At 61.0% G+C, this 26,710-nt stretch carries 22 protein-coding genes; 5 read left to right on the top strand and 17 right to left on the bottom strand.

Features of this window, described 5'->3' with window-relative positions; genetic code table 11:
• Positions 1-184 precede the first annotated feature (184 nt).
• The 4 genes from creD to HU743_RS14040 form a co-directional block, all read right to left on the bottom strand.
• Positions 185-1,555 carry a cell envelope integrity protein CreD gene (creD, locus tag HU743_RS14055; RefSeq protein WP_186649239.1) on the bottom strand — a complete coding sequence of 457 codons (1,371 nt, stop codon included), beginning with the start codon at positions 1,553-1,555 and terminating at the stop codon, positions 185-187.
• A gap of 238 nt (positions 1,556-1,793) precedes the next feature.
• Complete coding sequence (creC, locus tag HU743_RS14050) at positions 1,794-3,212, bottom strand: two-component system sensor histidine kinase CreC (protein WP_186649236.1); 1,419 nt, start codon at positions 3,210-3,212, stop codon at positions 1,794-1,796.
• Positions 3,212-3,892, bottom strand: a complete 681-nt coding sequence (creB, locus tag HU743_RS14045; RefSeq protein WP_186649233.1) for a two-component system response regulator CreB — start codon at positions 3,890-3,892, stop codon at positions 3,212-3,214. The genes creC and creB overlap by 1 nt, the downstream gene beginning before the upstream one ends.
• 69 nt (positions 3,893-3,961) lie before the next feature.
• Entirely contained in the window at positions 3,962-4,468 is a 507-nt protein-coding gene (locus HU743_RS14040; protein WP_186549203.1) for an ATP-dependent zinc protease, read from the bottom strand.
• Positions 4,469-4,801: 333 nt separating this feature from the next.
• Here HU743_RS14040 and HU743_RS14035 point away from each other — a divergent pair, with 333 nt between their 5' ends.
• Entirely contained in the window at positions 4,802-5,689 is an 888-nt protein-coding gene (locus HU743_RS14035; protein WP_186649377.1) for an acyltransferase, read from the top strand.
• Between the two features lies 1 nt (position 5,690).
• Here HU743_RS14035 and HU743_RS14030 read toward each other — a convergent pair whose 3' ends face one another.
• Entirely contained in the window at positions 5,691-6,248 is a 558-nt protein-coding gene (locus HU743_RS14030) for a DUF2780 domain-containing protein (protein WP_186649231.1), read from the bottom strand.
• Between the two features lie 235 nt (positions 6,249-6,483).
• On the opposite strand from HU743_RS14030, the gene HU743_RS14025 reads away from it, so the two are divergent.
• Positions 6,484-6,864 (top strand): hypothetical protein, encoded by a 381-nt coding sequence (locus HU743_RS14025; protein WP_071173848.1) that lies wholly within the window; start codon positions 6,484-6,486, stop codon positions 6,862-6,864.
• 58 nt (positions 6,865-6,922) lie between these two features.
• Here HU743_RS14025 and fdhA read toward each other — a convergent pair whose 3' ends face one another.
• From fdhA to HU743_RS13985, 8 genes are all read right to left on the bottom strand, one after another.
• The gene (gene fdhA / locus HU743_RS14020) at positions 6,923-8,122 is read right to left on the bottom strand and encodes a formaldehyde dehydrogenase, glutathione-independent (protein ID WP_186549217.1); all 1,200 of its coding nucleotides are present in this window, start codon (positions 8,120-8,122) and stop codon (positions 6,923-6,925) included.
• Between the two features lie 200 nt (positions 8,123-8,322).
• The gene (gene purU / locus HU743_RS14015) at positions 8,323-9,180 is read right to left on the bottom strand and encodes a formyltetrahydrofolate deformylase (RefSeq protein WP_007959808.1); all 858 of its coding nucleotides are present in this window, start codon (positions 9,178-9,180) and stop codon (positions 8,323-8,325) included.
• Positions 9,181-9,390: 210 nt separating this feature from the next.
• Positions 9,391-10,023 carry a sarcosine oxidase subunit gamma family protein gene (soxG, locus tag HU743_RS14010; RefSeq protein WP_186622723.1) on the bottom strand — a complete coding sequence of 211 codons (633 nt, stop codon included), beginning with the start codon at positions 10,021-10,023 and terminating at the stop codon, positions 9,391-9,393.
• Positions 10,024-10,152: 129 nt separating this feature from the next.
• On the bottom strand, positions 10,153-13,170 hold the full coding sequence (locus tag HU743_RS14005) for a sarcosine oxidase subunit alpha (protein WP_186649229.1): 3,018 nt from the start codon (positions 13,168-13,170) through the stop codon (positions 10,153-10,155).
• The gene (locus HU743_RS14000; protein WP_186549224.1) at positions 13,167-13,496 is read right to left on the bottom strand and encodes a sarcosine oxidase subunit delta; all 330 of its coding nucleotides are present in this window, start codon (positions 13,494-13,496) and stop codon (positions 13,167-13,169) included. Before HU743_RS14000 ends, HU743_RS14005 begins: the two co-directional genes overlap by 4 nt.
• Positions 13,497-13,510: 14 nt before the next feature.
• Positions 13,511-14,761: a sarcosine oxidase subunit beta gene (locus HU743_RS13995; RefSeq protein WP_016772829.1), complete on the bottom strand. Its 1,251-nt coding sequence runs from the start codon at positions 14,759-14,761 to the stop codon at positions 13,511-13,513.
• A gap of 20 nt (positions 14,762-14,781) precedes the next feature.
• The gene (locus HU743_RS13990) at positions 14,782-16,035 is read right to left on the bottom strand and encodes a serine hydroxymethyltransferase (protein WP_186622726.1); all 1,254 of its coding nucleotides are present in this window, start codon (positions 16,033-16,035) and stop codon (positions 14,782-14,784) included.
• A 314-nt stretch (positions 16,036-16,349) separates the two neighbouring features.
• Entirely contained in the window at positions 16,350-17,060 is a 711-nt protein-coding gene (locus HU743_RS13985; RefSeq protein ID WP_186649227.1) for a TraX family protein, read from the bottom strand.
• 127 nt (positions 17,061-17,187) lie between these two features.
• Between HU743_RS13985 and HU743_RS13980 the strand changes: the two genes are divergently transcribed.
• Together HU743_RS13980 and HU743_RS13975 are read left to right on the top strand one after the other, a co-directional pair.
• Positions 17,188-18,228, top strand: a complete 1,041-nt coding sequence (locus HU743_RS13980; protein ID WP_016772826.1) for a low specificity L-threonine aldolase — start codon at positions 17,188-17,190, stop codon at positions 18,226-18,228.
• A 324-nt stretch (positions 18,229-18,552) separates the two neighbouring features.
• Entirely contained in the window at positions 18,553-19,086 is a 534-nt protein-coding gene (locus HU743_RS13975) for a transposase (protein WP_186649225.1), read from the top strand.
• A 79-nt stretch (positions 19,087-19,165) separates the two neighbouring features.
• Here the strand turns inward: HU743_RS13975 and gbcB are convergent, their stop codons facing one another.
• Positions 19,166-20,266, bottom strand: coding sequence for a glycine-betaine demethylase subunit GbcB (gene gbcB / locus HU743_RS13970; protein WP_186549232.1), 1,101 nt, complete (start codon positions 20,264-20,266; stop codon positions 19,166-19,168).
• 296 nt (positions 20,267-20,562) lie between these two features.
• Here gbcB and gbcA point away from each other — a divergent pair, with 296 nt between their 5' ends.
• On the top strand, positions 20,563-21,858 hold the full coding sequence (gbcA, locus tag HU743_RS13965; RefSeq protein WP_016772823.1) for a glycine-betaine demethylase subunit GbcA: 1,296 nt from the start codon (positions 20,563-20,565) through the stop codon (positions 21,856-21,858).
• An 879-nt stretch (positions 21,859-22,737) separates the two neighbouring features.
• Here gbcA and HU743_RS13960 read toward each other — a convergent pair.
• The 3 genes from HU743_RS13960 to dgcB are packed head-to-tail and all read right to left on the bottom strand — an operon-like array spanning position 22,738 to position 26,687.
• Complete coding sequence (locus HU743_RS13960; protein ID WP_186649223.1) at positions 22,738-23,508, bottom strand: electron transfer flavoprotein subunit beta; 771 nt, start codon at positions 23,506-23,508, stop codon at positions 22,738-22,740.
• 9 nt (positions 23,509-23,517) lie between these two features.
• The gene (locus tag HU743_RS13955) at positions 23,518-24,738 is read right to left on the bottom strand and encodes an electron transfer flavoprotein subunit alpha/FixB family protein (protein WP_186649221.1); all 1,221 of its coding nucleotides are present in this window, start codon (positions 24,736-24,738) and stop codon (positions 23,518-23,520) included.
• Positions 24,738-26,687 (bottom strand): dimethylglycine demethylation protein DgcB, encoded by a 1,950-nt coding sequence (gene dgcB / locus HU743_RS13950; protein ID WP_186649219.1) that lies wholly within the window; start codon positions 26,685-26,687, stop codon positions 24,738-24,740. Before dgcB ends, HU743_RS13955 begins: the two co-directional genes overlap by 1 nt.
• Positions 26,688-26,710: the final 23 nt, after the last annotated feature.

Below are 26,710 nucleotides of genomic sequence, written 5' to 3'. Positions count from 1 at the left end.
TCTGACCCCATCGCTGGCAAGCCAGCTCCCACATTGAATCGGGACAGTCCGCTGACCTGTGTGTCGGCATCTATCCTGTGGGAGCTGGCTTGCCAGCGATGGCACCAACTCGGCTCCGGCGGTAGCGCTGCAACAATCAGCGTCAGCAAAACCGCGACTTCCCTTCGCTCATCTCTTAACCCACTCATCCCATCGCCTCCACATCAAACTCAAGCGGTTTGGCCGGTTTCAACCCAATCCCATACCAGTCCAGTTTGCGCGTCAGCACCATGAACACTCCGAGCAAGCCGAACAGCAGCAGCGAGCCCATCAACAGCGCGTAATCCTCGGCGCTCAGCAAGCCATAAAGCAGGCCGTACAACGCCGCCAGCCCGGCCGAAAAACTCAAGCCATGCCACGCGCTGCGCAGCACATGACTGACATAGAAACCGATCAGTAGCACGCAGCCACTGGCCGACAGCACGTACGCCAGGGCAAAACCGATGTGTTCCGACAACGACAGCAGTAACAGGTAAAAGAACGCCAGCGCCACGCCGACCAAGGCGTATTGCACCGGGTGCACCGCCAGGCTCTTGAGCACTTCGAAGAGGAAGAAACCGGCGAACGTCAGGACGATGAACAGCAGCGCGTATTTGATCGCCCGATCGCTTTTCAGGTACTGATCCACCGGGTCGATAAAACTCACGCCGAAGCTGCGGCCGGTAAACGCCTCGCACTCGTTGCTATTGACGCAACGGCTCATGGCGTCTTGCAGGTTGGTAGAGAAGAATGTGGTCTGCCAGTCAGCACTGAAACCGGCGTCAGTGATTTCCCGTTTGCCCGGCAGGAAGTTGCCGACAAAACTGGGGTGCGGCCAGTTGGCAGTCAGGCTGACGCTGCTGGTCTTGCCCACCGGCAACACCTGCAATGAACCGGTGCCTTGCAGGCGCAGGTCGAAACCAAAGCTCAGCTCGGTGGTTTTGCCGGTGTCCAGCAGCGGCAGCGTCACGCGAACGCCTTCACCGAGCCAGCCGACTTGAGTACCCGGAACGAAGTCCAGGCGCTGGCCGTCGAGTTCCAGTTGCAGTGCGTTTTCGATCCCGCGGATGTCGCTGATACCGACCGCGAGGAACGGCGCGTCAAAACGGTAATCGCTGAAGTCTTCTTTAATCCCCAACTGCGCCGGCAAGGAGAAATGGCCGTTGATGCGGTTGTCGGCGTGAAACAGCCGCGCTTCATAAATGCCCCGGGCGCGCAGTTCGGTCTGCACCTGGCCGTCGAGTTCGAAGCGCTCCGGCAGGAAATACAGACGACCGCGCTCCTCAGTCGGTTCGTCATAGCGCTTGTTGGTTTTATCGTGGGTCTTCCAGTTATGGATCACTTTGCGATACGGCACCACCATCACCGGCCCGCTCAGTTGCTGGCTATAACTGGAACTGCGGGCGATGTCTTCGAGCACGCCGTCGCGCAGTTGCTGACGCTCGTCGATGACGCCGTCGATCATCAGCAACGGGATCAGCAACAGCAGGATCAGCAGGGCAATGGCGCCGAGCTTGATGGTCAGATTCTTGTTCATGGGACTCTCCCTGTTTGGATGGGGGGGAGTCTGGCGATGCGGTGTGGTGGGAATGTGGGGGAAATATGGAGATTATGTGGAAAATGCACCGGCCCCTGTGGCGAGGGAGCTTGCTCCCGCTCGGCGACGCAGTCGTCGTAAGCCTCGATTGGTGGTTCAACTGAATACAGCGGGATATCTGGAATCGGGGCCGCTTCGCAGCCCAGCGGGAGCAAGCTCCCTCGCCACAGGGATCAGCTCAAGGCAGGCGCAACGTCACCTCAACACCCTTTTCGACGTTACGAATGCGCATCCCCCCGCCATGCAACTTGACCACTTCCTCGACAAAATTCAGCCCCAGCCCGGTACTTTTGCGCCCGGTGTCCGGGCGCGGCAACGAGTAGAACCGCTCGGTCAAACGCGGCAAGGCGTAATCGGGGATCGGCGCGGTCTGGTTGAACAGACGACATTCGATCCGCTCGCCGACCCGCTCGGCACTGAAGTGCAACACGCCTTGCACCGGGGTGAAATCCAGCGCGTTTTCCAGCAGGTTGCCCAAGGCCTGGCGCAGCAGAAACGGCTCGCCAATCAGCAACAGATCGTTGCCGATCGCTTGCTCGACACGCAGTTGTTTCCCCTCGATCCGCGCCGCTTGGGCGCTCAATAGTTGCTCGACCAACACCGAAAGCGGCACCGCCACTCGCTCTTCCAGGCCTTGGCGTTGTTCGACCTGCGCCAGGTTGAGCAAGCGTTCGATCAACTGTTGCATGCGCGCACTTTCGCTGTCGATATTGCCGACAAAGCGCAGGCGCTGAACCGTTGGCATCTCCGCCAGCAGCAACTCCGCCGCACCGCGAATCGCCGCCAGCGGGCTTTTCAGTTCGTGGGTCAGCGTGTGTACATAGCGCTCGACGTAGGCCTTGCCTTCCAGTTGCGTGCGCATCTGCTCGACCGCCGTGGCGAGTTGCGCAAGTTCACCGCCGCGATAGTGCGGCACTTCCACCCGCCGCCCCTCGCTCACGGCTTGTGCATAACCGGTCAGGCGATGCAGCGCGCGGCTCAGCCACCACGACAGCAAGGCGCCGAACAACAGACCGAGACCGATCAGGCCGGCACCGTAAATCAGCAGGCGCCGTTCAGTGCGATCGACATATGGCTGCAGCGAACTGTTGGGCTTGGCCACGGTGACCACGCCGATGATCTTGCCGTTGTCACGGATCGGCGCGCCAACGTGCATGACCGACGAACCCGGATCATCGGCGTCGCTGCGGCTGGAGCGCGCGCCGTACTCGCCGCGCAGGGTCAGGTAGACGTCATTCCAGCGCGAGTAATCCTGACCGACCGCCACGCCACTGGAATCGAGCACGACGATGCCTTTGGCGTCGGTGACATAGATGCGGTGGTTGACCTGATTCTTCGGCAGGCCCCAAATCGTCGCCTGCGGCTGGCGCTCGCCATAGGCACGCAGCAATTGCGGCCAGCGGTTCTCGCTGAGGGTGCCGGCCTTGAAATCGTCGCGCAGGATTTCCGCCATCAGGTTGGCGGTATCGACCAGTGTCTCTTCGGTGGACTGGCGCACGCCGGGGCGGATTTCCTCCATCACCGTGTTCAGTACGAAATAACCGGTCAGGCCGACAAACAGCACGTACACCAGAAAAATGCGCAGACCCAACGACATCAGCTGTGCCCCGGACTGTAGCTGTAGCCGAGGCCGCGATGGGTCTGGATCGGCTCGGCGTCGGCGCGCACCAGGCGCAGCTTGGCACGTACGCTTTTGATGTGGCTGTCGATGCTGCGTTCGTAACCGGCATCAGCGGCAACGCCCAGCGCGTCGAGTAATTGCTCGCGGCTGAAAACCCGCTCGGGTTGTTCGAGCAGGCATTGCAGCAGACGGAACTCATGACGGGTCAGGCTCAGTGGCTGGCCGCGATAGCTGATTTGTACGCGTTCGGGATCGATGCGAAACAGCGTGGAACCGGTTTCCACGGTGGGGCGCGGCGCGATGCGCTTGAGGATGGCTTTGACCCGCGCCGCCACTTCGCGCGGGCTGAACGGCTTGACCACGTAATCGTCAGCGCCGATCTCCAGCCCCACCACGCGGTCGATCTCGGCATCCCGTGCGCTGAGGAACAGCACCGGCACTTCGGTGAAGCGCCGCAGTTGCTTGCAGGTCTCGAAGCCACTGATATCCGGCAGGCCGATGTCGAGAATGATCAGGTCGGCCGGGGTCTGCCGCTGATGCTCCAGCGCCGCCGCGCCGAGGCTCAGCCACGTGGTGCTGAACCCCTCGCCCTGCAAGGCAAATATCAGCGTGTCGGCAATCGCCGCTTCGTCTTCGACAATCAGAATGTGCGGCATGGCGTCCGAGCCCGTGGCAGGTAATGCGCGAACGGTGCCCCAAGCCCGGCGTTACGTCAATCAGACCACTTAGCAGTCAGGCTTGTCGGCGGTGTAGCGCCGTGCCGGATTGACTGCCGCGCCGAACTCGCGCAAGGCCTTGGCACCGATCAGCAGCGGGTAATTGAAGTGGCTGCGATCGGTCAGGTTGACCTCGACGGTGCGCTTGACGTTGCCCAGGCACAATTCCAGATCGACCACCGGGCGCTTGGCGGCATCGCTGGCGTCGCGCTCTTCATCGTCCTCGTCGGAGCGGCTTTTGATCTTGCTGATGCGCGCCACCTTGTGTTCGAAGACCTTGTTGCTGGCGTCCTTGGTGGCGAGGCGAAAACGCACCCAGTCTTCGCCGTCGCGGGTGAAGGTCTCGATGTCCTTGGCCGACAGCGAGGCGGTCAGCGCGCCGGTGTCCATCTTGGCCTTGAGCACTTCGCCGCCGATCTCCGGCAGCGCGATGTATTCGTAACGTCCGTACAGGGTCGGCTCGGCGGCCATGACCGGCAGGGCGACAAGGGCAAACAGAGCAAGGAGGGATTTCACGTAGGGGGTTTCCTGAAAGAGTGGGCTCAGCGCCAAATTCTAGACCGCAGAAAAGTGCGGAAGTTGAAGCAGCAGCAAGCATTGTGGCGAGGGAGCTTGCTCCCGCTCGGCGACGCAGTCGTCGTAAGCTTTTATTAGCGACTCAGCGCACACACCGCGGCGCATGGACCCGGGGCCGCTTCGCAGCCCGGCGGGAGCAAGCTCCCTCGCCACAGGTTTTGCGCAAGTACTAAAGAGTAACGCTTGAAAAGTGAAACATTCGTCAGCGCCGATTTGGCCTGCTGCGTGAAGCTGCTTATCATGGCCCGCCAACCGGACTTCAAAGAGTTGCTTATGCGCCGCCTGCTCACCGGCTGTTTCGTCACCCTGCTGCTGTTGCTCAACACCCTGATCCTGATCGGGCCGTTGATGGTGTTTGCCCTGCTCAAACTGGTCGCACCCGGGCGCTGGCGTGACTACGCATCATGGGCGGTGATGTGGATTGCCGAAACCTGGGCCGAAATCGACAAGCTGATCTTCAAGCTCTGCATTCCGACGCAGTGGGACATTCGCGGTGGCGACGATCTGCGTCGCGACACCTCGTATCTGGTGGTCAGCAATCATCAGTCCTGGGTCGATATTCCGGCGCTGATCCAGACGCTCAACCGGCGTACGCCGTTCTTCAAATTCTTCCTGAAGAAAGAGCTGATCTGGGTGCCGTTTTTGGGCCTGGCGTGGTGGGCGCTGGATTACCCCTTCATGAAGCGCTACACCAAGGCGTTTCTGGCGAAAAACCCGGAACTGGCCGGCAAGGATCTGGAAATCACCAAACAGGCCTGCGAGCTGTTCAAGCGCCAGCCGGTGACGGTGGTGAATTATCTGGAAGGCACCCGCTACACCGCAGCGAAAAGCACACAGCAGACTTCCCCGTTCAACCACCTGCTCAAGCCCAAGGCCGGCGGCGTGGCGTTTGTGCTGGCGGCGCTGGGTGAACAACTCGACGCCATGCTCGACGTCACCGTGGTTTATCCGCAGGAAAAAATTCCGGGCTTCTGGGACCTGATCAGCGGCAACGTGCCACGCGTGATTATCGACATCAAAACCCGCGAACTCGACCCGGCGCTGTGGCAGGGCGATTACGAAAAAGATCCGCTGTTTCGCGAGCGCGTCCAGAACTGGGTCAACCAGCTCTGGAACGAGAAGGACCAGCGCATCGCCGAACTGCGCGACGAGCGCCGTTGAATCAACTGCCGGTACCCGTGCCCCAGATGCTGCCCAGGCTACTCAACAGCGAACCGCCGACGCCCTGCTGACCGAGGTACTGGAGCAGCACCGGGGCAAACTGGCCGATCATGCCGCTGTCCATGCCCAACGCGCTGAAGGCATCGTTCAGGTCATTGGTGTCCTTGACGTTGCCCAGCGCATTCTCAAGGCCTGCGGATTTGCCGGACGAACCGAGCAACGCGCCCAGGGCCGCCAGATTGCCGCCGCCACCGGACAACTTGTCGATGCCCGGCACTTCCTTGGCCAGTTGCGAGTAATCGGTGCTGCTCAACTGATTCTTTGCCAGCCCGAGCATCGCACTGGTGCCGCCGACGGCTTGCTCCGGCGTGACATCCAGTGCACTCAGTGCGCTGAGCAAACCGGCGGTCTCCGAAGTCGGCGCGGCGGCCGCCGCCTTGTCACCACCCTGCATGCCCGATACCGCACCGGCCACGTCATTCAGACTGAAACCGGCAAACACCGGCCCGGCGGCCAGCGTCAGGAGCGATGCCAGGGCAAAACCGCGTGAAATCTTCATTCAGACATCCTCTTATTTCTTGGGCTCCATCAACAGGCGGAGCTGCGCCTTTTGACCTGAGACTCAATGAGCTGTTCCAGAACCGGGAAATGATATTAGTCCGGCCGACCACTGCTCGCGATAAAAACCCACCCGATTCATTCCTAATGGTTCTCATAAACTGTCATATATGACAGTAGCCGTCGCAATGCTTCCGGGGCATGGTTGACCTTCAACTCGCCAAGGAAATGAAATCATGCGTATCGCAAGACTATTCACGCCGCTCTGTTTAGCTGTTACTGCAGGCCTCGCACAGGCAGACACCTGCCCCGTGCTTTCAGGCATGCAAGAGGCCAGGGATGGTTCTGAGCTCAAGGACAACTTCGGTAGAATCTGGAAGGTGGCGAATCCGAACGAGCTAAAAATCAACAGGGGCACTGAGTTTGAAAGCGTTACGCACATTACCGAAGACGAAGACGAAACCGGTCCAATCCTGGTCAATCAAATAAGTTGTCGTTATGGAAACATTGCCTTGGTAGCAGATGTCGCTCACTTCGAATCAACATCCAGCGATTGGACGAAAACCGGTCAATGCACTGCTTCGTTAACTCAGTGCTCCTTTAGCACGAATGAATAACGATTAGCGGAAATGAAAAAGGCGGCATTTCGGCCGCCCTTTTTGTCACCTTGTTCCGTTACGCCGCACTAAACAACTTATGCGGATCAATCACAAACTTCTTCGGCACACCCGCATCGAACTCGCCGTAACCTTCCGGCGCCTGATCGAGGCTGATGACTTGCACACCGACCACTTCGGCGATGTTGATGCGGTCCCACATGATTGCCTGCATCAGTTGGCGGTTGTATTTCATCACCGGGGTCTGGCCGGTGTGGAAGCTGTGGGATTTGGCCCAGCCCAGACCGAAGCGGATGCTCAGGCTGCCCATTTTTGCGGCGGCGTCGACGGCGCCCGGATCTTCGGTGACGTACAGGCCCGGGATGCCGATCTTGCCGGCCACCCGCACCACGCCCATCAGTGAGTTGAGCACCGTGGCCGGGGCTTCGGCCTTGACGCCGTCGTGGCCGTGGCCGCGTGCTTCGAAGCCGACGCAGTCCACCGCGCAGTCGACTTCCGGCTCGCCCAGCAGAGCGGCGATCTGTTCGTGCAGCGGGGTGTCGGTGGACAGGTCGACGATTTCAAAACCCTGGGCCTTGGCGTGGGCCAGGCGGATGGTGTTGACGTCGCCGATGATCACCACCGCCGCGCCCAGCAGACGTGCGGAGGCGGCAGCGGCAAGACCGACCGGGCCGGCGCCTGCGATGTAGACGGTGCTGCCCGGGCCAACGCCGGCAGTGACGGCGCCGTGGTAACCGGTCGGGAGGATGTCGGAGAGGCAGGTCAGGTCACGGATTTTCTCCATGGCCTTGTCGCGGTCCGGCAGTTTCAGCAGGTTGAAGTCGGCGTACGGCACCAGCACGTACTCGGCCTGGCCACCGGTCCAGTCGCCCATGTCGACATAGCCGTAAGCGCCGCCGGCTCGGGCCGGGTTAACGGTCAGGCAGACGCCAGTGTGTTGCTCTTTGCAGGAACGGCAGCGCCCGCAAGCGACGTTGAACGGCACGGAGACCAGATCGCCGATCTTCAGGTTTTCGACGTCGGAGCCTTTTTCGATCACCTCACCGGTGATTTCATGGCCCAGCACCAGACCGGTCTGCGCCGTAGTCCGGCCGCGCACCATGTGCTGGTCGGAGCCGCAAATATTGGTGGAGACCACTTTGAGAATGACTCCGTGCTCGATCTTGCGACCGCGCGGGTCCTGCATTTTCGGGTAGTCGATTTTCTGTACTTCGACCTTGCCAGCGCCGAGATACACCACACCACGATTGCCAGACATGCTTTCACCTCGCTGTTGTTTTTATGGAACTGCGTTGCCCCGGTTGGGCAGCGCGTTGAGTGCTCGGGTACAGATGCTGCTTATGTGTTGCCTGTCAGGGCCTCATCGCTGGCAAGCCAGCTCCCACAGGTTTCGGGTGGACCTCAAATATTGTGTACAACACAAATCCCTGTGGGAGCTGGCTTGCCAGCGATGGCGGCCTAAAGAACGACGGTTCTGTTCGCGTTCAAAAACACCCTTCTTTCGATGTGATACCCGACGGCCCGCGCCAGCGTCAGGCCTTCGATATCCCGCCCCTTGGCAATCAAATCCTCGGGGTAATGACTATGGTCCACCGCCTCGACGCCCTGGGCAATGATCGGTCCTTCGTCCAGATCGTTGTTGATGTAGTGCGCGGTGGCGCCGACCAGTTTCACGCCCTTGTTGTAGGCCTGGTGATACGGCTTGGCGCCCTTGAAACCCGGCAGCAGCGAGTGGTGAATATTGATCGCCTTGCCGTCGAGCTTGCGGCACAGCTCCGGTGACAACACCTGCATGTAGCGGGCGAGAATGACCAGTTCGGCACCGGCCTCTTCGATCACCTGCCAGACCTGACGCTCCTGCGCCGGTTTGTCGTTGGGGTCGAGAGGGAAATGGTAGTAGGGAATCTGGTGCCAGTCGGCCAGCGGCTTGAGATCCGGATGGTTGGACACCACCGCCGCCACGTCCATCGACAACTGGCCGATGCGCTGGCGGTAGAGCAAGTCGTTGAGGCAGTGATCGGCCTTGGACACCATGATCACCACTTTCGGCCGGTAGTTCGGCGCGGTCAGCTCGAAGATCATGCCAAAGGCCTGGCCGCGCTCGGCCAAGCCTGCACGGAAAGACTGTTCGTCGAAGCCGTCGGGCTGACGGAATTCCACACGAATGAAGAAGCGCCCGGAGAGGCGATCATCGAACGAGTGGTGCTCGGTGACGTAACAGCCCTGCTCGAACAGAAAACGCGTGACCGCGTCCACGGTGCCGAGGACGCTGGGGCAGTCGGCGGTCAGAATCCATGTGTCTGGGGCGCGGCTCATATTTTTTCCTCTGATCGTTCCCACGCTCTGAGTGACGACGATCGTTAAACTCTGTGGCGAGGGAGCTTGCTCCCGCTGGGTTGCGCAGCGACCCCAAATCAGCGGCCGCGTTTGCCCGGAAGTAACGCGAACTCAGTTTTCATGACTGCTTCGCAGTCGAGCGGGAGCAAGCTCCCTCGCCACAGAAGCAGCTACCACGGCCATTCAGCTTCAAGCCTGAACGCTAAGGCCGTACTCAGCCGAAGCATCCTGCAACCACAACCACCAGTAATCGGAAAAGCTACGGCGAATCAGCAATTCCCAAGTGTCTTCAGCCGTGTGACGAATCATCAGTTGTGACTTGGCGAACACCGTGCCTACAGCCTTGCCGACCGGGAAGTTGTTCGGGTGCACGTCATAGCTGGTGGACTTCATCAGCACCTGACGCACGTTCGGCCCGCTCAGTTCGAGAATCTGCTGGCCGCCGCTGACGTTGACGATTGCGATGTGCAGATCGCCCAGCGCGTCGCGCAGCTTCTGTTCGGCGGCAAATTCTTCACCGCTTGGCACGATCAGCAGCCATTCGTCCGGGCCCATCCATTGCAGACTGGTTTCGCCTTTGACGATGACGCTGAGGGCGCCGGGCAATTCAATGCCGAGGGCCTTGTGCACACCGGCGGCGAACGCTGCGTCGTGGCCATCGCCACGAATGGTCAAATGGCCGAGGAGTTTCTTTTCACGCACGATCACGCCGGCGTTCTTGCGGCCCTTGCCGACCAGGCTGGCGAGGTCGGCATGGTGCAACGACGACTCGGCACGGGCCCCGGTGGTCGGGCGTTGTTGGTAAACATTGGCTGTGGTCATAAAGCACCTTCTTGTATTGATCGTTCCCACGCTCTGCGTGGGAATGCCGCCATGGACGCTCTGCGTCCGCTCTTGGGACGCGGAGCGTCCCGGGATGCATTCCCACGCGGAGGGTGGGAACGATCAGTGTCAGATGTTCTGCCGCTCACCCTTCGGATCGAAGAACACCGAAGAAACGATTTCCGCCTCGATCACGCTGCCATCGGCCAGCGGTGCAAACACCCGCTCACCCAGACGCTTGAGACCGCCCTTGACCACGCCCATGGCAAACGAATAACCGAGGGAGTTGTGCGCGTAGCTCGAGGTGACGTGGCCGACCATGGTCATCGGGATCGCCTGCTTGGTGTTGAACACCAGCTGCGCACCTTCCGGCAGCCACTTGGTCGGATCGATCGGCTTGAGACCGACCAACTGTTTACGCTGATCGCGCACGCAGTCTTCACGGTTCATGCCGCGCTGGCCGATCCATGAGAACGGTTTGGTGCGACCGACACACCAGCCCATGTTCAGGTCGTCCGGGGTCATCGAGCCGTCGGTGTCCTGGCCGACGATGATGAAACCCTTCTCGGCACGCAGCACGTGCATGGTTTCGGTGCCGTACGGCGTCAGGTTGTACTGCTTGCCGGCCTCGACGATTTTCTCCAGCACGCCCATCGCATAGTCGGCCTGCACGTTGACTTCGTACGACAGCTCACCGGTGAACGAGATGCGGAACACCCGCGCCGGCACATCGCCCACCAGACCTTCTTTCCAGGTCATGAACGGGAACGCTTCATTACTCAAATCAATGTCGGCCACGGCGCTGAGCAGCTTGCGGCTGTTCGGCCCGGACAAGGTCATGGTCGCCCAGTGGTCGGTGACGGAGGTGAAGTAAACCTTCAGGTCCGGCCATTCGGTCTGGTGGTACAGCTCCAGCCACTGCAGTACGCGTGCGGCGCCGCCGGTGGTGGTGGTCATGACGAAATGGTTGTCGGCCAGACACGCCGTCACACCGTCGTCGAAGACCATGCCGTCTTCCTTGCACATCAAACCGTAGCGGGCCTTGCCCACGTCGAGTTTGGTCCAGGCGTTGGTGTACACGCGGTTAAGGAACTCGCGGGCATCCGGGCCTTGAATGTCGATCTTGCCGAGGGTCGAGGCGTCCAGCAGGCCGACGCTGTCGCGCACGGCTTTGCATTCGCGCTTCACCGCGGCGTGCAGGTCTTCACCGTTTTTCGGGAAGTACCATGGACGCTTCCACTGACCGACGTCTTCAAACTCGGCACCATTCTTCACATGCCAGGCATGCAGTGCGGTGTAGCGCACCGGTTCGAAGATGTGCCCACAGTGCCGACCGGCCACGGCGCCGAAAGTCACCGGCGTGTAGTTCGGGCGAAACATGGTGGTGCCCATCTGTGGGATGGTCACGTTCAGCGAACGGGCGGCGATGGCCAGACCGTTGACGTTGCCGAGCTTGCCCTGATCGGTGCCGAAGCCCAGCGCGGTGTAGCGTTTAACGTGCTCGACCGACTCGAAACCTTCGCGGGTCGCCAGTTCGATACCGCCGGCGGTGACGTCGTTCTGGAAGTCGACAAATTGCTTCGGCGCACGCGCCGAGTTCTTCTCGTGGGGCACCTGGAACAGCGCCAGCGTCGGCTCTTCGAGACGGCTCAGCGCTTTCGGCAACACGCCTTCGACGGTCTGGAAACCGGCTTCGACGGCCGCGCGCGCGCCGCCTTCGAAACCGTCGGCCAAGGCATCGCCGAGACCGTAGACGCCGTTGATGCCACCGACGCACACGCGTTTCTGCGGCGCTTCGCCCGGTACGAAACCGAGAATGTCTTCGCGCCAGACCGGCTTGCCGCCCAGGTGCGAGGCCAAGTGCACCACCGGACTGTAACCGCCGGAGCTGGCGACCACATCGCAGTCGAGCCATTCGCCCGGGCTGGTCACGGCGTGTGCCTTGACGTCAATCGCGGCGACCCGGGCAGCGGTGACGCGCTTGCTGCCACGGGCTTCGATCACGGCGCTGCCGGTGAGGATACGAATGCCCTTGGCGCGTGCCTCTTCCACCAATGCACCGCGCGGATTGCTGCGGGCGTCGGCGATGGCGACCACTTGCAGGCTGGCGTCGAGCCAATCGAGAGCGACGCGGTAGGCGTGATCGTTGTTGGTCGACAAGACAAGCTTCTTGCCCGGTGCGACGCCGTAGCGGCGCACGTAAGTCGAGACAGCACCGGCGAGCATGTTGCCCGGCACATCGTTGTTGCCGTAGACCAGCGGACGCTCATGGGTGCCGGTCGCCAGCACCACACGCTTGGCGCGCACGCGGTGGATGCGCTGACGCACCTGGCCGATTGGCGCGCGATCGCCGAGGTGATCGGTCAGACGTTCGTGAATGGTCAGGAAGTTGTGGTCGTGATAACCGTTGACCGTGGCGCGCGGCAACAGCAGCACGTCCGGGGTGTTCGCCAGTTCCGCGATGACACTGGCGACCCACTCCATCGCCGGCTTGCCGTCGAGGCTTTCGCGCGAGTCGAGCAGGCTGCCGCCAAACTCTTCCTGCTCATCAGCCAGAATTACCCGCGCACCACTGCGCGCCGCCGCCAGGGCAGCGGCCAGACCGGCCGGGCCAGCACCGACGATCAGCACGTCGCAGTGCTGGTTCATGTAGTCGTAAGTGTCCGGATCGTTCTCGGTCGGCGAGCGGCCTAAACCTGCGGCCTTGCGGATGTACTTCTCGTAAGTCATCCAGAACGATTGCGGGTACATGAAGGTTTTGTAGTAGAAGCCCGGCGGCATCAGCTTGCCGCCGACCTTGCCGAGAATGCCCATCATGTCGTTGTTGACGCTCGGCCAGCCGTTGGTGCTAGTGGCGACCAAGCCTTGATACAACGCCTGTTGCGTGGCGCGCACGTTGGGAATCTGCGTGGCTTCAGTAGCGCCAATCTGCAGCACAGCGTTCGGCTCTTCGGCACCGGCAGCGAAGATCCCGCGAGGACGCGAATACTTGAAACTGCGGCCAATGATGTCGACGCCGTTGGCGATCAGGGCGGCGGCCAGCGAGTCGCCTTCAAAGCCTTTGTAGGTCTGGCCGTTGAAGGTAAAGCTCAGCACTTTGTTGCGGTCGATCCGTCCACCGTTGGACAGGCGATTGATCTGGCTCATACCTTCTCTCCCAGAGCCGTGGCGGCCGCTTTCTGAGTGTCAGCCTTGTCAGTGAATTGCGGCTTCTCGCCGATCTTGTAGCTCTCGAGAATCTCGTAGGTCACAGTGTCGCGGGTGACGTTGAAATACTGGCGGCAACCGGCAACGTGGTCCCACAACTCGTGATGCAGACCGCGCGGGTTATCGCGAAAGAACATGTAATCGCCCCACTCTTCATCGGTGCAGGCGTTCGGATCCAGCGGACGCGGGATGTGCGCCTGGCCGGACGCATGGAATTCCTCTTCGGAGCGCAGTTCGCCGCAGTGAGGACAGAAGATATGCAACATAGGGATTTCTCCTGTTAGTGGGCGACGGCAGCAGCGCCGTGTTCGTCGATGAGCGCACCGTTGTGGAAACGGTCGATGGAAAACGGTGCGGCCAAGGGGTGCATTTCACCCTTCGCGAGGCTTGCGGCAAACACGTTGCCCGAGCCAGGCGTTGCCTTGAAGCCGCCGGTGCCCCAACCGCAGTTGAAGAACATGTTCGGTACCGGCGTTTTCGAGATGATCGGGCAGGCGTCCGGGGTGGTGTCGACGATGCCGCCCCACTGACGGTTCATGCGTACCCGCGAGAGCACCGGGAACATTTCGACGATGGCCTGAATGGTGTGCTCGATCACCGGATACGAACCGCGCTGGCCGTAGCCGTTGTAGCCATCGATACCGGCGCCGATCACCAGGTCGCCCTTGTCGGACTGGCTGATGTAACCGTGCACGGCGTTGGACATGATCACGCTGTCGATAATCGGTTTGATCGGCTCGGACACCAGCGCTTGCAACGGGTGGGATTCGATCGGCAGGCGGAAACCGGCAAGCTTGGCCATGTGCCCGGAATTACCGGCAGTCACCACACCAACGCGCTTGGCGCCGATGAAACCCTTGTTGGTTTCGACACCGATGCACACGCCGTTTTCCTTGCGGAAACCGATCACTTCGGTCTGCTGGATCAAGTCCACGCCCAAGGCATCGGCGGCACGGGCAAAGCCCCAGGCCACGGCATCGTGACGGGCGACGCCGCCGCGACGCTGGACGGTGGCGCCCATGATCGGGTAGCGGGTGTTCTTTGAGCAGTCCAGGTACGGAATTTCGTCCGCAACCTGCTTGGCGTCGAGCAGCTCGCCATCGACGCCATTAAGGCGGTTGGCGCTGACCCGACGCTCGGAATCACGAATGTCCTGCAGGGTGTGGCACAGGTTGTAGACGCCGCGCTGGGAGAACATCACGTTGTAGTTGAGATCCTGCGACAGGCCTTCCCACAATTTCATCGCGTGTTCGTAGAGGTGCGCCGACTCGTCCCACAGGTAGTTGGAACGGACGATGGTGGTGTTGCGCGCGGTGTTACCGCCGCCCAGCCAGCCTTTCTCGACCACGGCGACATTGGTGATGCCGTGTTCCTTGGCCAGGTAGTAGGCCGTCGCCAGGCCATGCCCGCCGCCGCCGACGATGACCACGTCGTAGACTTTTTTCGGGGTGGGCGTGCGCCACATGCGCTGCCAGTTTTCGTGGTGGCTGAGCGAGTGTTTGAACAGGCCGAAGCCGGAATAGCGTTGCATAGTCAGTTACTCCAAAACGCTCAGCGATAAACCGGGAAGTCAGCGCACAGGGCCGAAACCTGCTGGGCGACATTGGCCTCGACGTCGGCATCGCCGAGGTTGTCGAGGATGTCGCAGATCCAGCCGGCGAGGGTTTCGCACTGGCTGACCTTGAAGCCTCGGGTGGTCACCGCCGGGGTGCCGATGCGCAGGCCCGAGGTCACGAACGGCGACTGCGGGTCGTTCGGCACGGCATTCTTGTTGACGGTGATGTGCGCACGGCCCAGCGCGGCATCGGCATCTTTACCGGTCAGGCCCTGACGGATCAGGCTGACCAGGAACAGGTGGTTGTCGGTGCCGCCGGACACAACATCGTAGCCCCGCTTGATAAACACGCTGGCCATCGCCTGGGCGTTGTCGATCACTTGCTGCTGATAAGCCTTGAAGCCAGGCTCCAGCGCTTCCTTGAAGCACACCGCTTTACCGGCGATGACGTGCATCAGCGGGCCGCCCTGGGCGCCTGGGAATACCGCGGCGTTGAGCTTTTTCTCGATCTCTTCGTTGGACTTGGCCAGGATCAGCCCGCCACGCGGACCGCGCAGAGTCTTGTGGGTAGTGGTAGTGACCACGTCGGCGTACGGCAGCGGGTTCGGGTAGAGGCCAGCGGCGACGAGGCCGGCAACGTGGGCCATGTCGACGAACAGCAGCGCACCGACCTTGTCAGCGATCTGACGGAAACGCGGGAAGTCCAGAGTCTTCGAATACGCGGAGAAACCGGCAACGATCATTTTCGGTTGGCATTCGACGGCCAGACGCTCGACTTCGTCGTAGTCGATCAGCCCGGTGTCGGTGTTGATGCCGTACTGCACGGCGTTGTAAAGCTTGCCCGAGGACGACACTTTCGCGCCGTGGGTCAGGTGACCGCCGTGGGCCAGGCTCATGCCCAGAATGGTGTCGCCCGGTTTGATCAGCGCCAGGTACACGGCACTGTTGGCGGAAGATCCCGAGTGCGGCTGGACGTTGGCGTAATCGGCGCCGAACAGTTGCTTGGCGCGTTCGATGGCCAGCGCTTCGACTTTATCCACATGCTCGCAGCCGCCGTAGTAGCGCTTGCCCGGATAGCCTTCGGCGTATTTGTTGGTCAGGCCGCTGCCTTGTGCCTGCATGACGCGCTTGCTGGTGTAGTTCTCCGACGCGATCAGCTCGATGTGATCTTCCTGACGTTGCTCCTCGGCATTCATCGCCGCCAGCAGTGCATCGTCGTAACCCTGGATCTGGTCTTGCTTGCTGAACATCGCGTCTCTCCCAGCGGCATCTGTGCGCCATTTCGTCTCGGTGAGGCACCGGCAATCGCAGCGGTGCCCTTTGATGCGATGGTATGACCGGCACAGACAGCTCAAATGCCTGCGCGCGCCACGCAAAGGTGCGTTTACGACATGGCGAAGAAAGCGCGGGTAAGCATTGCCTCCTGTGGCGAGGGAGCTTGCTCCCGCTCGGCGGCGCAGCCGTCGTAAATCCTCAGCATCAGGTATGCCTTCAAAGACCGTATGCTCTGGAAGTGGGTCTGCTGCGCAGCCCAGCGGGAGCAAGCTCCCTCGCCACAAAGTCGCTATGTCAATACAGTGCGAAGAGTCAGCAGCACGAGGAAATGCGCGGGATAAAGCGCATAAGCCCAGCGCCGCATCGGCGGTGGCTGGAGATGTCGCTCATGTCGCAACAAGAACATCCCCAGCATCGGCGCCAACAGGCAAGTCGCCAGGCCGAGAATCGCCACGCTGTTGCCGAACCGCGCCGATTCGAGCAGCACCTGCCATTGATTCGCGGCGAGACAAATCAGCCCCGGCAACACACTGAGAGACCATGGCCGGTGAAATACCAGCAGCATCGCCAACGGCAGCAGCACTCCGAAAAAGCCGAACATCAGTCGCTCTGAAAAAACCGCCGCGGCCACCAGCGCGGCCAACGCGAGCAATCGCGACACTGGCGCTGAATCCTGCCAGCCCCGCGCGACCAGCAGGCCCAGCGCCAGGGTCGGCATTACGTTCAAGGTGTCAGGTTCGGGTATGTACAAGCGATACGGAATTTCACTGACAGCGCTGAACAGCACCAGCCAGCCCAGATAACGCCATTCTGTTTTCCGCCTGCCGTCACGGGCCAGATTCGCCGCCATCGCCAGGCAAAACCACGGAAACGCCAGCCGCCCCGGCACGTAGAGCCAATCGGCGGAGAACCCGACATATCGCAGGTGATCGAGCAACATGCTCAGCAGCGCCAGCCACTTGAGCAGATCGAGGGCGCCGTCGCGTTTTCTCAGGTGCATAATCGGCCCGTGTCCTTGTAAAGTTCTGCCAGCGACATCCCGTGTGCTCCCCGGATGATCTTCGGTAAAGTGCGCACCCTCATTGACCAACGAAGCGTCAAAAGCGCTTCGATCACGGAAGCCGGCCATGACCGACAAGAGCCAACAATTCGCCAGCGACAACTATTCCGGTATCTGCCCCGAAGCCTGGGCGGCCATGGAACAGGCCAACCACGGCCACCAGCGCGCTTACGGCGACGATGAATGGACCGCCCGCGCGGCCGATCATTTCCGCAAACTGTTCGAAACCGACTGCGAAGTGTTCTTCGCCTTCAACGGCACCGCCGCCAACTCGCTGGCCCTGTCGTCGCTGTGCCAGAGTTACCACAGCGTGATCTGCTCGGAAACCGCCCACGTCGAAACCGACGAATGCGGCGCCCCGGAATTTTTCTCCAACGGTTCGAAACTGCTGATCGCCGGCACCGAAAACGGCAAGATCACCCCGCAATCGATCCGCGAAGTCGCGCTCAAGCGCCAGGACATCCATTACCCGAAACCGCGCGTGGTCACCCTGACCCAGGCCACCGAAGTCGGCAGCGTCTACACCCCGGAAGAAGTCCGCGCCATCAGCGCCACCTGCAAGGAACTCGGCCTGCACCTGCACATGGACGGCGCACGTTTCTCCAACGCCTGCGCATTCCTCGGCTGTTCCCCCGCCGACCTGACCTGGAAGGCCGGCGTCGACGTGCTGTGCTTCGGCGGCACCAAGAACGGCATGGCGGTGGGTGAAGCGATTCTGTTCTTCAACCACAAACTCGCTGAAGACTTCGACTACCGCTGCAAACAGGCCGGGCAACTGGCGTCGAAGATGCGCTTTTTGTCAGCACCGTGGGTCGGCATTCTGGAAAACGACGCCTGGCTCAAATACGCCCGCCACGCCAACCACTGCGCGCAACTGCTGGCGGAGTTGGTCAGCGACATCCCCGGCGTCGAGCTGATGTTCCCGGTGCAGGCCAACGGCGTGTTCCTGCAACTGTCCGAGCCGGCCATCGCCGCCCTGACCGCGAAGAACTGGCGCTTCTACACCTTCATCGGCAAGGGCGGCGCGCGCTTCATGTGCTCCTGGGACACCGAAGAAGAACGCGTGCGCGAACTGGCGCGCGACATTCGCGAAGTGATGTCGGCCTAGTTCCCTCCCTGCGCGAAGAGGCCGTCACGATCGTTCCCACGCTCTGCGTGGGAATGCCTCTCGGGACGCTCCGCGTTCCAGCTTCACCATTGGCGACAGCTGAACACCGCTATGACGCAGAGCGTCAGTGGCTGCATTCCCACGCAGAGCGTGGGAACGATCTTTAGACGGGAATGACTTTTCCCACCGCAATACCAGACGTCCCCTCTATCGCCAACATCCCGTCCGCCCCACCCTGATCGTTCCCACGCTCCGCGTGATAATGCATCTCGGGACGCTCCGCGTTCCATCTTCGTCGCACCGCAAGATTCAAGGAAGAATCCCATGGGCCGCAGCCGTTATACGATTACCGAAGCCGACAAGCCACACTTCCTCACCTGCACGGTCATGGAGTGGTTGCCGTTATTCATTCGCCCATACATCGTCGACCACCTGCTCAATTGCTGGCGATATCAACAGGCTCATCACGAGTTGAAACTGTACGGTTACGTGATTCTGGAAAACCATCTTCACTTTGTTGCCCAAGCGCCTGACCTAGGCAAATGCCTCAGCCAGTTCAAGTCCTTCACTGCGCGACAGATCATCAACGACTTGCAAACCAAAGGCGCCGACAAAGCCTTGCAGCGTCTGCGCCTCAGCAAGCGTGCGCACAAACAGGACCGGGTGTATCAGCTGTGGCAGGAAGGTGCGCACGCGGAGATGGTCTACAGCGAATCAGTGATGCGTCAGAAGCTTGATTACATTCACAACAACCCGGTGAAACGCGGGTATGTGGATTTACCGGAGCACTGGCGTTATTCGAGTGCCCGGAACTACGCGGGAATTGAGGGAATGATTGAGGTTCAGCGCTGGTATTGAAATGGGACGCGGAGCGTCCCGGGCTGCATTCCTTTGCTGCGCGTGGGAACGGTCGGCTCAGGTTCGTGTGAGCCAGTTATTAAAACTCAATCCGCACATCCCCCTTCGGCACGCTGCAGCACGACAAGATAAACCCTTCGGCCTCATCATCCTCGGTAATCCCGCCGTTGTGCTCCATCTCCACTTCGCCGCCCAGTTTCATTACCTTGCACGTTCCGCAAATGCCCATGCCGCAGGCTTTCGGGATCATCAGGCCAAGCTTGGCTGCCGCCGCGTGCACGGTTTCGCCCGGTGCCACGCGGATGCTTTTGCCGGAGGCAGTGAATTCGACCTGATGAAGATCCGCTGCGTCGATTTCCGGCGCATCGGCGGCTTGTTCGGCTTGTTCCACTGCATCGGCGCGAGCCTCGGGTGGCGTGGCGCCGAAGGACTCCTCGTGATAACGCGACATGTCGTAACCGGCCACTTCCAGCAGGCGTTTGACCGCGTTCATGTACGGCGTCGGGCCGCAGCAGAACACTTCGCGCTCAAGGAAGTCCGGGACCATCAATTCGAGCATCTTGTGATTCAGATAGCCGCGATACCCGGCCCAAGGCTCGCCGAGGCCGTGCTTTTCACAGATCAGGTGCAGGCTGAAGTTGTCGATGCGCGAAGCCATGTGTTCCAGCTCGCGGTGGTAAATGATGTCTTTCGGCGAGCGCGCGCTGTGCACGAAGGTCATGTCGACGTTGGCGTTGGTGTCGTAGAACCAGCGCGCCATCGACATGCACGGCGTGATGCCGACCCCGCCGCTCAGATACAGGACTTTCGGGCTCGGGAAGTCCATGGCGTTGAACAGACCGACCGGCCCGTGCACCGCCAGCTCTTGCCCCTCATGCAGGGTGTCGTGCAACCAGTTCGACACCTTGCCGCCCGGCACGCGCTTGATCGTTACCGAAAAGCTGTACGGCACCGACGGCGAGCTGGAAATCGTGTAGGAGCGCATGATCGGCTGGCCTTCGATTTCCAGCTCAAGGGTGACGAACTGCCCGGGCTTGAAGAAGAACAGGATCGGCTGATCGGCCATGAAGCAGAAGGTGCGCACGTCCCAGGTTTCCTGGATGACTTTGACGCAACGGACAATGTGTCGGCCATTGGCCCAGGTCTGGGTGGTGACCGGATTCAGGAAGCTGTTGGACATGCTGTTCTCCACGGCCGACTGTCGGCCTCATGTCGGCGATTCTGCGTATAGCGCCGAGCGTGCGTTTACCTATTCGCGACATTGACATACTTATCGCGACCAGCCCCCAACCACCGGGGGTTGCGCGTCGGGAACAGATTGCGCCATGTCGCCCATGGATAAGGTTGCGGGCCGCGCCGGCCCCACACTCGCCTCAACACAAGACGACTTCTTTACACCTTGCGTAGCAACCGTTTTGCAGCACACCTGATCAGCCACTTTCGCCGGCCACGCAGAGGGCCATGAGGATTACATCGATGGACGTCACCGCAAAAATCAGCCTGGGCGATCCGCTGGAACCCGCACGCAAGGCCACCGCGCAAATGCTTCAGGAGCGCGAGCGCACCTTCTCCCTGCCACAGCCGTTCTACAGCGACGAGCGGCTGTTCGATATCGACATGCAGGAGATCTTCCAGAAAGAGTGGTTGATCGCCGGCATGACCTGCGAGATCCCGGCCAAGGGCAATTACCTGACCCTGCAGGTCGGCAAGAACCCGATCATCGTCATTCGTGGCGCCGAAGGTGTGGTGCATGCGTTTCACAACGTCTGCCGCCACCGTGGCTCGCGCCTGTGCACCAGTGAAAAAGGCAAAGTCGCCAAACTCGTCTGCCATTATCACCAGTGGACCTACGAGCTGGATGGTCGCCTGTTGTTCGCCGGCACCGAGATGGGCGCCGACTTCGACATGAAGCAGTACGGCCTGAAACCGGTAAACGTGAAAACCGCGGGTGGCTACATTTTCATCAGCCTGGCGGAAAACCCGCCGGCCATCGATGACTTCCTGTCGACGCTCAACCATTACATGGAACCGTACGACATGGAGAACACCAAGGTGGCGATCACCACCACCTTGATGGAAAAGGCCAACTGGAAACTGGTGCTGGAAAACAACCGCGAGTGCTACCACTGCAACGCCTCGCACCCGGAACTGCTGAAAACCCTGCTGGAGTGGGACGACGTCACCGACCCGCGCGCCGACCAGGCGTTCAAGGACCACGTCGCCGCCTCAGCCGCCGCCTGGGAAGCCGAGAAGATCCCTTACGCCCATGCCAGTTTCGGTCTGCGCAACCGCATCGTGCGCATGCCGCTGCTCAAGGGCACTGTGTCGATGACCCTCGACGGCAAACAGGGCTGCGCGAAACTGATGGGCCGGATCAAGAACCCGGATCTGGGTTCGATGCGCATCCTGCACCTGCCGCATTCGTGGAACCACTGCATGGGCGATCACATCATCGTCTTCACTGTGTGGCCCATCAGCGCGCAGGAAACCATGGTCACCACCAAATGGCTGGTGCACAAGGACGCGGTCGAGGGTGTCGATTACGACGTCGAACGCATGCGCCAGGTGTGGGACGCGACCAACGACCAGGACCGCCGTCTGGCTGAGGAAAACCAGCGCGGGATCAACTCCACTGCTTACCAGCCTGGGCCGTACTCCAAGACTTATGAGTTTGGCGTGGTCAACTTCGTCGATTGGTACAGCGAGCGGATGTTGAACAACCTCGGGGCAGAACCTGCTCCGTATCTCAAAGGTGTTCCGGTTCAAGGCTAAAAGCAAAAGCTTCGCGAGCAAGCCCGCTCCCACAGGTGGAATGCATTTCAACTGTGGGAGCGGGCTTCCTCGCGAAGGCTTCCTGACAGACGACACGTTTCTCAAACCCGATTGCACAATTTCTGATCAATCACCCCGCGACCCATACCCACCAAGCCCTCCAGCCTTCCGCGAACAAGTTATCCACATCCTCACCCACAGCAAATGGGGGTAACTGTGGATGAGACGAGAAATATCTTGCTGATTTTCAAAGAAAAACCGTGACTTATTCAGAAGCATGGTTTCCGAGAATCATTGAGTGTTTTTTGATCAAAGCCCTGTAAGCCATGGTTATAAAGGCTTCTAGCGGGGAGCGAACATGTTATCCACAGAAGCGCCAACAGAGATCGGGGGTAACTTTGGCTTGCTTGTGGAAAAGCGTGCTCAACTGGGGAAAAGCGCTTGCTCAGCCAGCTTGTAACGCTGGAACACTGCATTTGGTCGATAATTGATCAAACCTGTGTAAGCCTTTATTCATATAGCCTACAGCTGATAGCGAACATCTTATCCACAGAAGCGCCAACAGAGATTGGGGGCAAGTTCCTGAGTTATCCCGGAGGAAAAGTCAGAAAAATCCGCAATTTACGCTGGTTGTTTTTTGATCTTATGGCTGAGAGGCTTGAACGGCGTGGGATGCGCGCAAGGGCGAACACGTTATCCACAGCTTCGCCAACAGGGATTGTGGGTAAACGACACAAACTGACTATGAATGAATGTGAATGTGGGAGCGAGCCTGCTCGCGAAAGCGGACTGTCAGTTGATACATGTATCGACTGACCCATCGCATTCGCGAGCAGGCTCGCTCGCACGGGGGGTTGTTCAGTGCCTGGAAGAGGGTAACTAGCGAACGACGCCCTCTTCGATCAGCAGCTTCAGAATTGCTTCAGCCCCAGCCTGCGCGGTGACACCCTTGAGCACCTGCCCGCCGCCACCACTGGCCTTGGCCGTCGCAGCCTTCATGCGATCCGCGCCGCTCTTGGCCTTGATCACCTTCAAGCGCTTGGGTCGTGGCTTGGCGGGTTGCAGCGTGGCGACGGCCAACAACTCGTCTTCCACCACGTCAACGTCATCGGCGGCCAATTCGCCCCGTCGCGCCGGGCCATACGCACTCTGCCGAGGTTTCGGCGCGGCGTTATCCACAGTCGCCAGAAACGGCAGTTTCACCTTCAGCCGCCGTCGCTGCCCGCGCGGCAACGCTTGCAGGACCAGCGCCGAACCGTCATTGATCGACTCGACCTGCGCCAGGCCCACCACCAACGGCCAGCCCAGCCCTTCAGCCAGGAGGAACGGCAACATCCCCGAGCCTTCACCGGTTTCCGCCTGACTGCCGGTCAGCACCACTTGCGCCCCGGCATCGCGCAGATACGCGGTCAGCGCCGGCAATGCATCGGCGCCGGCCGGCTGCTCCAAGACATGCAGCTGTTCCAGGCCCATGCCCAGATAGGCGCGCAGTGCCGGTTCGGCGACGTCGCCGGCGTGCAGCACTTGCAGGTTATCCCCAGCCAGTTGCAGGCCCAGTTCCACCGCGCGCGCATCCTGGTCGGCGCGACGAGGCCGGCCGGAGGTCGGGTGGGCGCCGATCGAGACCAGACTGATCACTTTACTGTTCATAGGGTTTCCTTAAGCCGCGTCGCGCTTGGCGTCGTTGCGATAGGCCTCAACTGCCGCGATCAGTGCGCGCAGAATCTCTGCGCTTTCGCCGATCACCGAGAGGTCGGCGCGTTTGATCATGTCGCAGCCCGGATCAAGGTTGATCGCCACCACCTTGTCGCAGGCACCGATGCCTTGCAGGTGCTGGATCGCCCCGGAAATACCCACCGCGACGTACACCCGCGCGGTGACCCATGTGCCAGAGGCGCCAACCTGACGATCCCGCGCCATAAAGCCATCGTCCACCGCAACGCGCGATGCGCCTTCGGTGGCGCCCAGTGCAGCGGCGGTCTGGTGAAACAACGCCCAATCCTTCACGCCGTTACCGCCGGAGAAGATGAACTCGGCCTCGGCCATCGGAATCGCCGCTGGGTCCACCGCCACCGCGCCGAGATCTTCGATCCGCGACAGGCTGCGCGCCACGCTTGTGGATAACTCCACTGGCAACGCTTCGTGACGGGTTTCGCTGACCGGTTCGGCGCATTCGGCAGCGGCGAGAATCAACCGCGCAACCGGACGCGCCAAGTCCTGCAGCCCCGCACCGGCGCGGCCGATGCACTCTTGATCCTTGACCTGCCAGACCCGTGTCGCCGGACGCTCGCCCAAAGCAGCGCCAAAGCGACGACCGAGTTCGCCACCACCGCTGCGGCTGTCGGGCAGCAACCAATGGCGCGGGTTGAACTGGTTATCCACAGCGCGCAAGCCCAGCACCCGTTGCTCCGGTGCATAACCGCTGAAGGCTTCGCCTTCGAGTACCAGCAAGCGATCGACGCCAGCGGTTTCAAAAGCGCTTTCCTTGTGCTCGCCAAAGACCACCGCCAACACTGCACCGTCGGTGCCTGCGAGTTGATGAGCGAGGCCGAGCAGGTCGCGGTCGTGGCTGCTCAAGCGGCCGCCGACCATATCCGGTACCACGCAGACGTAAAACGCCGGCGCCGGTACCTGATGCAGCGGCAATTGCACTTCCACCGTGGCCGAGCGTTTGACTGCCCCGCCCTGCTGCGCGCCGCTGCGGTCGATCCGCTTGATGCCGTTGGGGCCGATAAATCCCATGCCGTGCGGGTTCTTGCGGATCACGCCGTTAGGCCCCATCCAGCTGTGCTGCGCCGGTTGCATCGCTGCGTGCAGCGGATGCAGACGGTTACGCGCAATCCATTCGGCGCGCGGGTCGCGGCGGATAATGTCGCTCATCAATGCACCTCCGCAGGTTCACGTTTGGCCGGCGTGGCAGGTTTGCTCGGCGCCGCGTCTTCGAGCAAGGCGTCGGCCACCAGTTCGGCGATGTCCTTGATCAGCGGACGAGGTTCGACCACGCCTTCAAGCATCGCCGTGCACTGTGGACAACCCACGGCCACCAGTTCGGCGCCGGTCTCGCGGATGTCTTCCATGCGCATGTCGGGAATCCGCTGCTTGCCCGGAATGTCAGTGATCGGCGCGCCGCCACCGCCGCCGCAGCAGCGCGAGCGGAAACCGGAACGTTGCATCTCTTTGACTTCGATGCCGAGCGCACGCAGCACTTCACGCGGCGCTTCGTATTCGCCGTTGTAGCGGCCCAGGTAGCACGGATCGTGATACGTCACGCTGTTGCCTTTGTGCTGCCCAAGATTGAGCGCGCCAGCCTGAATGATCTCGTTCATGTAGGTGCTGTGGTGCTGCACCAGATAGTTGCCGTCGAAGGCGCCGTACTCGTTTTTCAGCACGTGGAAACTGTGCGGATCACAAGTGACGATGCGGTTGAAGCTGTATTTGGCCAGGGTCTGGATATTGCGTTTCGCTAGCGTCTGGAACGTCGCTTCGTCGCCGAGGCGCCGGGCCACGTCGCCGCTGTCGCGTTCTTCGAGGCCAAGCACGGCGAAGTCGATTTTCGCCGCTTTCAGCACTTTGACGAACGCGCGCAACGTGCGCTGGTTGCGCATGTCGAAGGCGCCGTCGCCGACCCAGAACAGCACGTCGGTGGATTTCTTCTCGCTGAGCAGGTTCAGGTTCAAGTCCGCCGCCCAGTTCATTCGCCCGCCCGGAGCGAAACCGCCAGGGTTGTCGGTGGCGATCAGGTTTTCGAGGACTTCGGCGCCCTTGTTCGGCGTCGCGCCTTTTTCCAGGGTCAGATGCCGACGCATGTCGACGATGGCGTCGACGTGCTCGATCATCATCGGGCACTCCTCGACGCAGGCGCGGCAAGTGGTGCACGACCACAGGGTTTCGGCGTCGACCAGACCGTTGACGATCGGTTGATGCGGATTGCCGCCGTGCTCGCCCACAGGCTTGCCTGGATACGGGCTACCGGCGAATTTGGCATCGGTGCCGCCCGCGAGTCCGACCACCATGTCCTGAATCAGTTTTTTCGGGTTCAGCGGTTGGCCGGCGGCGAACGCCGGGCACGCCGCTTCGCACTTGCCGCACTGCACGCAGGCGTCGAAACCGAGCAACTGGTTCCAGGTGAAATCCTTGGGTTTTTCCACGCCCAGCGGCGCATCGGGGTTGTTCAGGTCGAGCGGTTTCAAACCGGTCGAGCGACCGCCACCAAAGCGGTCAGGGCGACGGTGCCAGGCCAGGTGCAAGGCACCGGCAAAGGCGTGTTTCATCGGCCCGCCCCAGGTCATGCCGAAGAACAATTCGGTCACGCCCCACAACACGCCCACACCAAGAATCGCCGCCAGCACCCAGCCACCGAAATTCTCCGGCAGAATCCCGGCCACCGGCAGGGTCACCAGGAAAAACGACGCGGAGAATGCCAGCAGGCTTTTCGGCAGGCGCATCCACGGGCCTTTCGACAGGCGTGCCGGCGGGTTGCGTCGGCGCAGGTACATGAAGATCGCGCCGACGAACATTACCGTCGACATCAGCAGCAAGGCATAGCCGAGGATGCGGTTATGCAGGCCGAAACCGTGCACCAGAATCGCCAGCACAATCGACGCCACCGCGCCGCCCGCCGTGGCGACGTGGGTGTTGGCAATGTATTTGTCCCGCGCCACGACGTGGTGCAGATCGACCATGTAGCGCTTGGGCATGGCCAGCAGACCGCCGAGCAGATCGACCTTCGCCGCCCGCCCCCGGCGCCACATGTTCATCCGCCGCAACGCGCCGAGGACAGCAAGGCCCAGGGCTGCGAACAACAGGATTGGAAGAAGGGTGTTCAACATCAGAGTCACCTCTGGCGAGCGGC

Source organism: Pseudomonas sp. SWRI99, from assembly GCF_014270125.1.
GTDB classification, from domain to species: Bacteria; Pseudomonadota; Gammaproteobacteria; order Pseudomonadales; family Pseudomonadaceae; genus Aquipseudomonas; species Aquipseudomonas hamedanensis.
The sequence above is the reverse complement of the archived record's forward strand: the minus strand, read 5'-3'. Positions and strand labels throughout refer to the sequence as shown.

What these genes read in the sequence shown, in the direction of transcription:
- purU (WP_007959808.1), bottom strand. Translation starts at nt 9,180, where the DNA reads ATGAGCCGCGCCCCAGACACATGGATTCTGACCGCCGACTGCCCCAGC.
- creB (WP_186649233.1), bottom strand. Translation starts at nt 3,892, where the DNA reads ATGCCGCACATTCTGATTGTCGAAGACGAAGCGGCGATTGCCGACACG.
- HU743_RS14030 (WP_186649231.1), bottom strand. Translation starts at nt 6,248, where the DNA reads ATGAAGATTTCACGCGGTTTTGCCCTGGCATCGCTCCTGACGCTGGCC.
- soxG (WP_186622723.1), bottom strand. Translation starts at nt 10,023, where the DNA reads ATGACCACAGCCAATGTTTACCAACAACGCCCGACCACCGGGGCCCGT.
- dgcB (WP_186649219.1), bottom strand. Translation starts at nt 26,687, where the DNA reads ATGTTGAACACCCTTCTTCCAATCCTGTTGTTCGCAGCCCTGGGCCTT.
- creD (WP_186649239.1), bottom strand. Translation starts at nt 1,555, where the DNA reads ATGAACAAGAATCTGACCATCAAGCTCGGCGCCATTGCCCTGCTGATC.
- HU743_RS14000 (WP_186549224.1), bottom strand. Translation starts at nt 13,496, where the DNA reads ATGTTGCATATCTTCTGTCCTCACTGCGGCGAACTGCGCTCCGAAGAG.
- HU743_RS13980 (WP_016772826.1), top strand. Translation starts at nt 17,188, where the DNA reads ATGACCGACAAGAGCCAACAATTCGCCAGCGACAACTATTCCGGTATC.
- HU743_RS14035 (WP_186649377.1), top strand. Translation starts at nt 4,802, where the DNA reads ATGCGCCGCCTGCTCACCGGCTGTTTCGTCACCCTGCTGCTGTTGCTC.
- HU743_RS13960 (WP_186649223.1), bottom strand. Translation starts at nt 23,508, where the DNA reads ATGAACAGTAAAGTGATCAGTCTGGTCTCGATCGGCGCCCACCCGACC.
- gbcA (WP_016772823.1), top strand. Translation starts at nt 20,563, where the DNA reads ATGGACGTCACCGCAAAAATCAGCCTGGGCGATCCGCTGGAACCCGCA.
- HU743_RS13990 (WP_186622726.1), bottom strand. Translation starts at nt 16,035, where the DNA reads ATGTTCAGCAAGCAAGACCAGATCCAGGGTTACGACGATGCACTGCTG.
- fdhA (WP_186549217.1), bottom strand. Translation starts at nt 8,122, where the DNA reads ATGTCTGGCAATCGTGGTGTGGTGTATCTCGGCGCTGGCAAGGTCGAA.
- creC (WP_186649236.1), bottom strand. Translation starts at nt 3,212, where the DNA reads ATGTCGTTGGGTCTGCGCATTTTTCTGGTGTACGTGCTGTTTGTCGGC.
- HU743_RS13955 (WP_186649221.1), bottom strand. Translation starts at nt 24,738, where the DNA reads ATGAGCGACATTATCCGCCGCGACCCGCGCGCCGAATGGATTGCGCGT.
- HU743_RS14005 (WP_186649229.1), bottom strand. Translation starts at nt 13,170, where the DNA reads ATGAGCCAGATCAATCGCCTGTCCAACGGTGGACGGATCGACCGCAAC.
- HU743_RS13985 (WP_186649227.1), bottom strand. Translation starts at nt 17,060, where the DNA reads ATGCACCTGAGAAAACGCGACGGCGCCCTCGATCTGCTCAAGTGGCTG.
- HU743_RS14025 (WP_071173848.1), top strand. Translation starts at nt 6,484, where the DNA reads ATGCGTATCGCAAGACTATTCACGCCGCTCTGTTTAGCTGTTACTGCA.
- gbcB (WP_186549232.1), bottom strand. Translation starts at nt 20,266, where the DNA reads ATGTCCAACAGCTTCCTGAATCCGGTCACCACCCAGACCTGGGCCAAT.
- HU743_RS13975 (WP_186649225.1), top strand. Translation starts at nt 18,553, where the DNA reads ATGGGCCGCAGCCGTTATACGATTACCGAAGCCGACAAGCCACACTTC.
- HU743_RS13995 (WP_016772829.1), bottom strand. Translation starts at nt 14,761, where the DNA reads ATGCAACGCTATTCCGGCTTCGGCCTGTTCAAACACTCGCTCAGCCAC.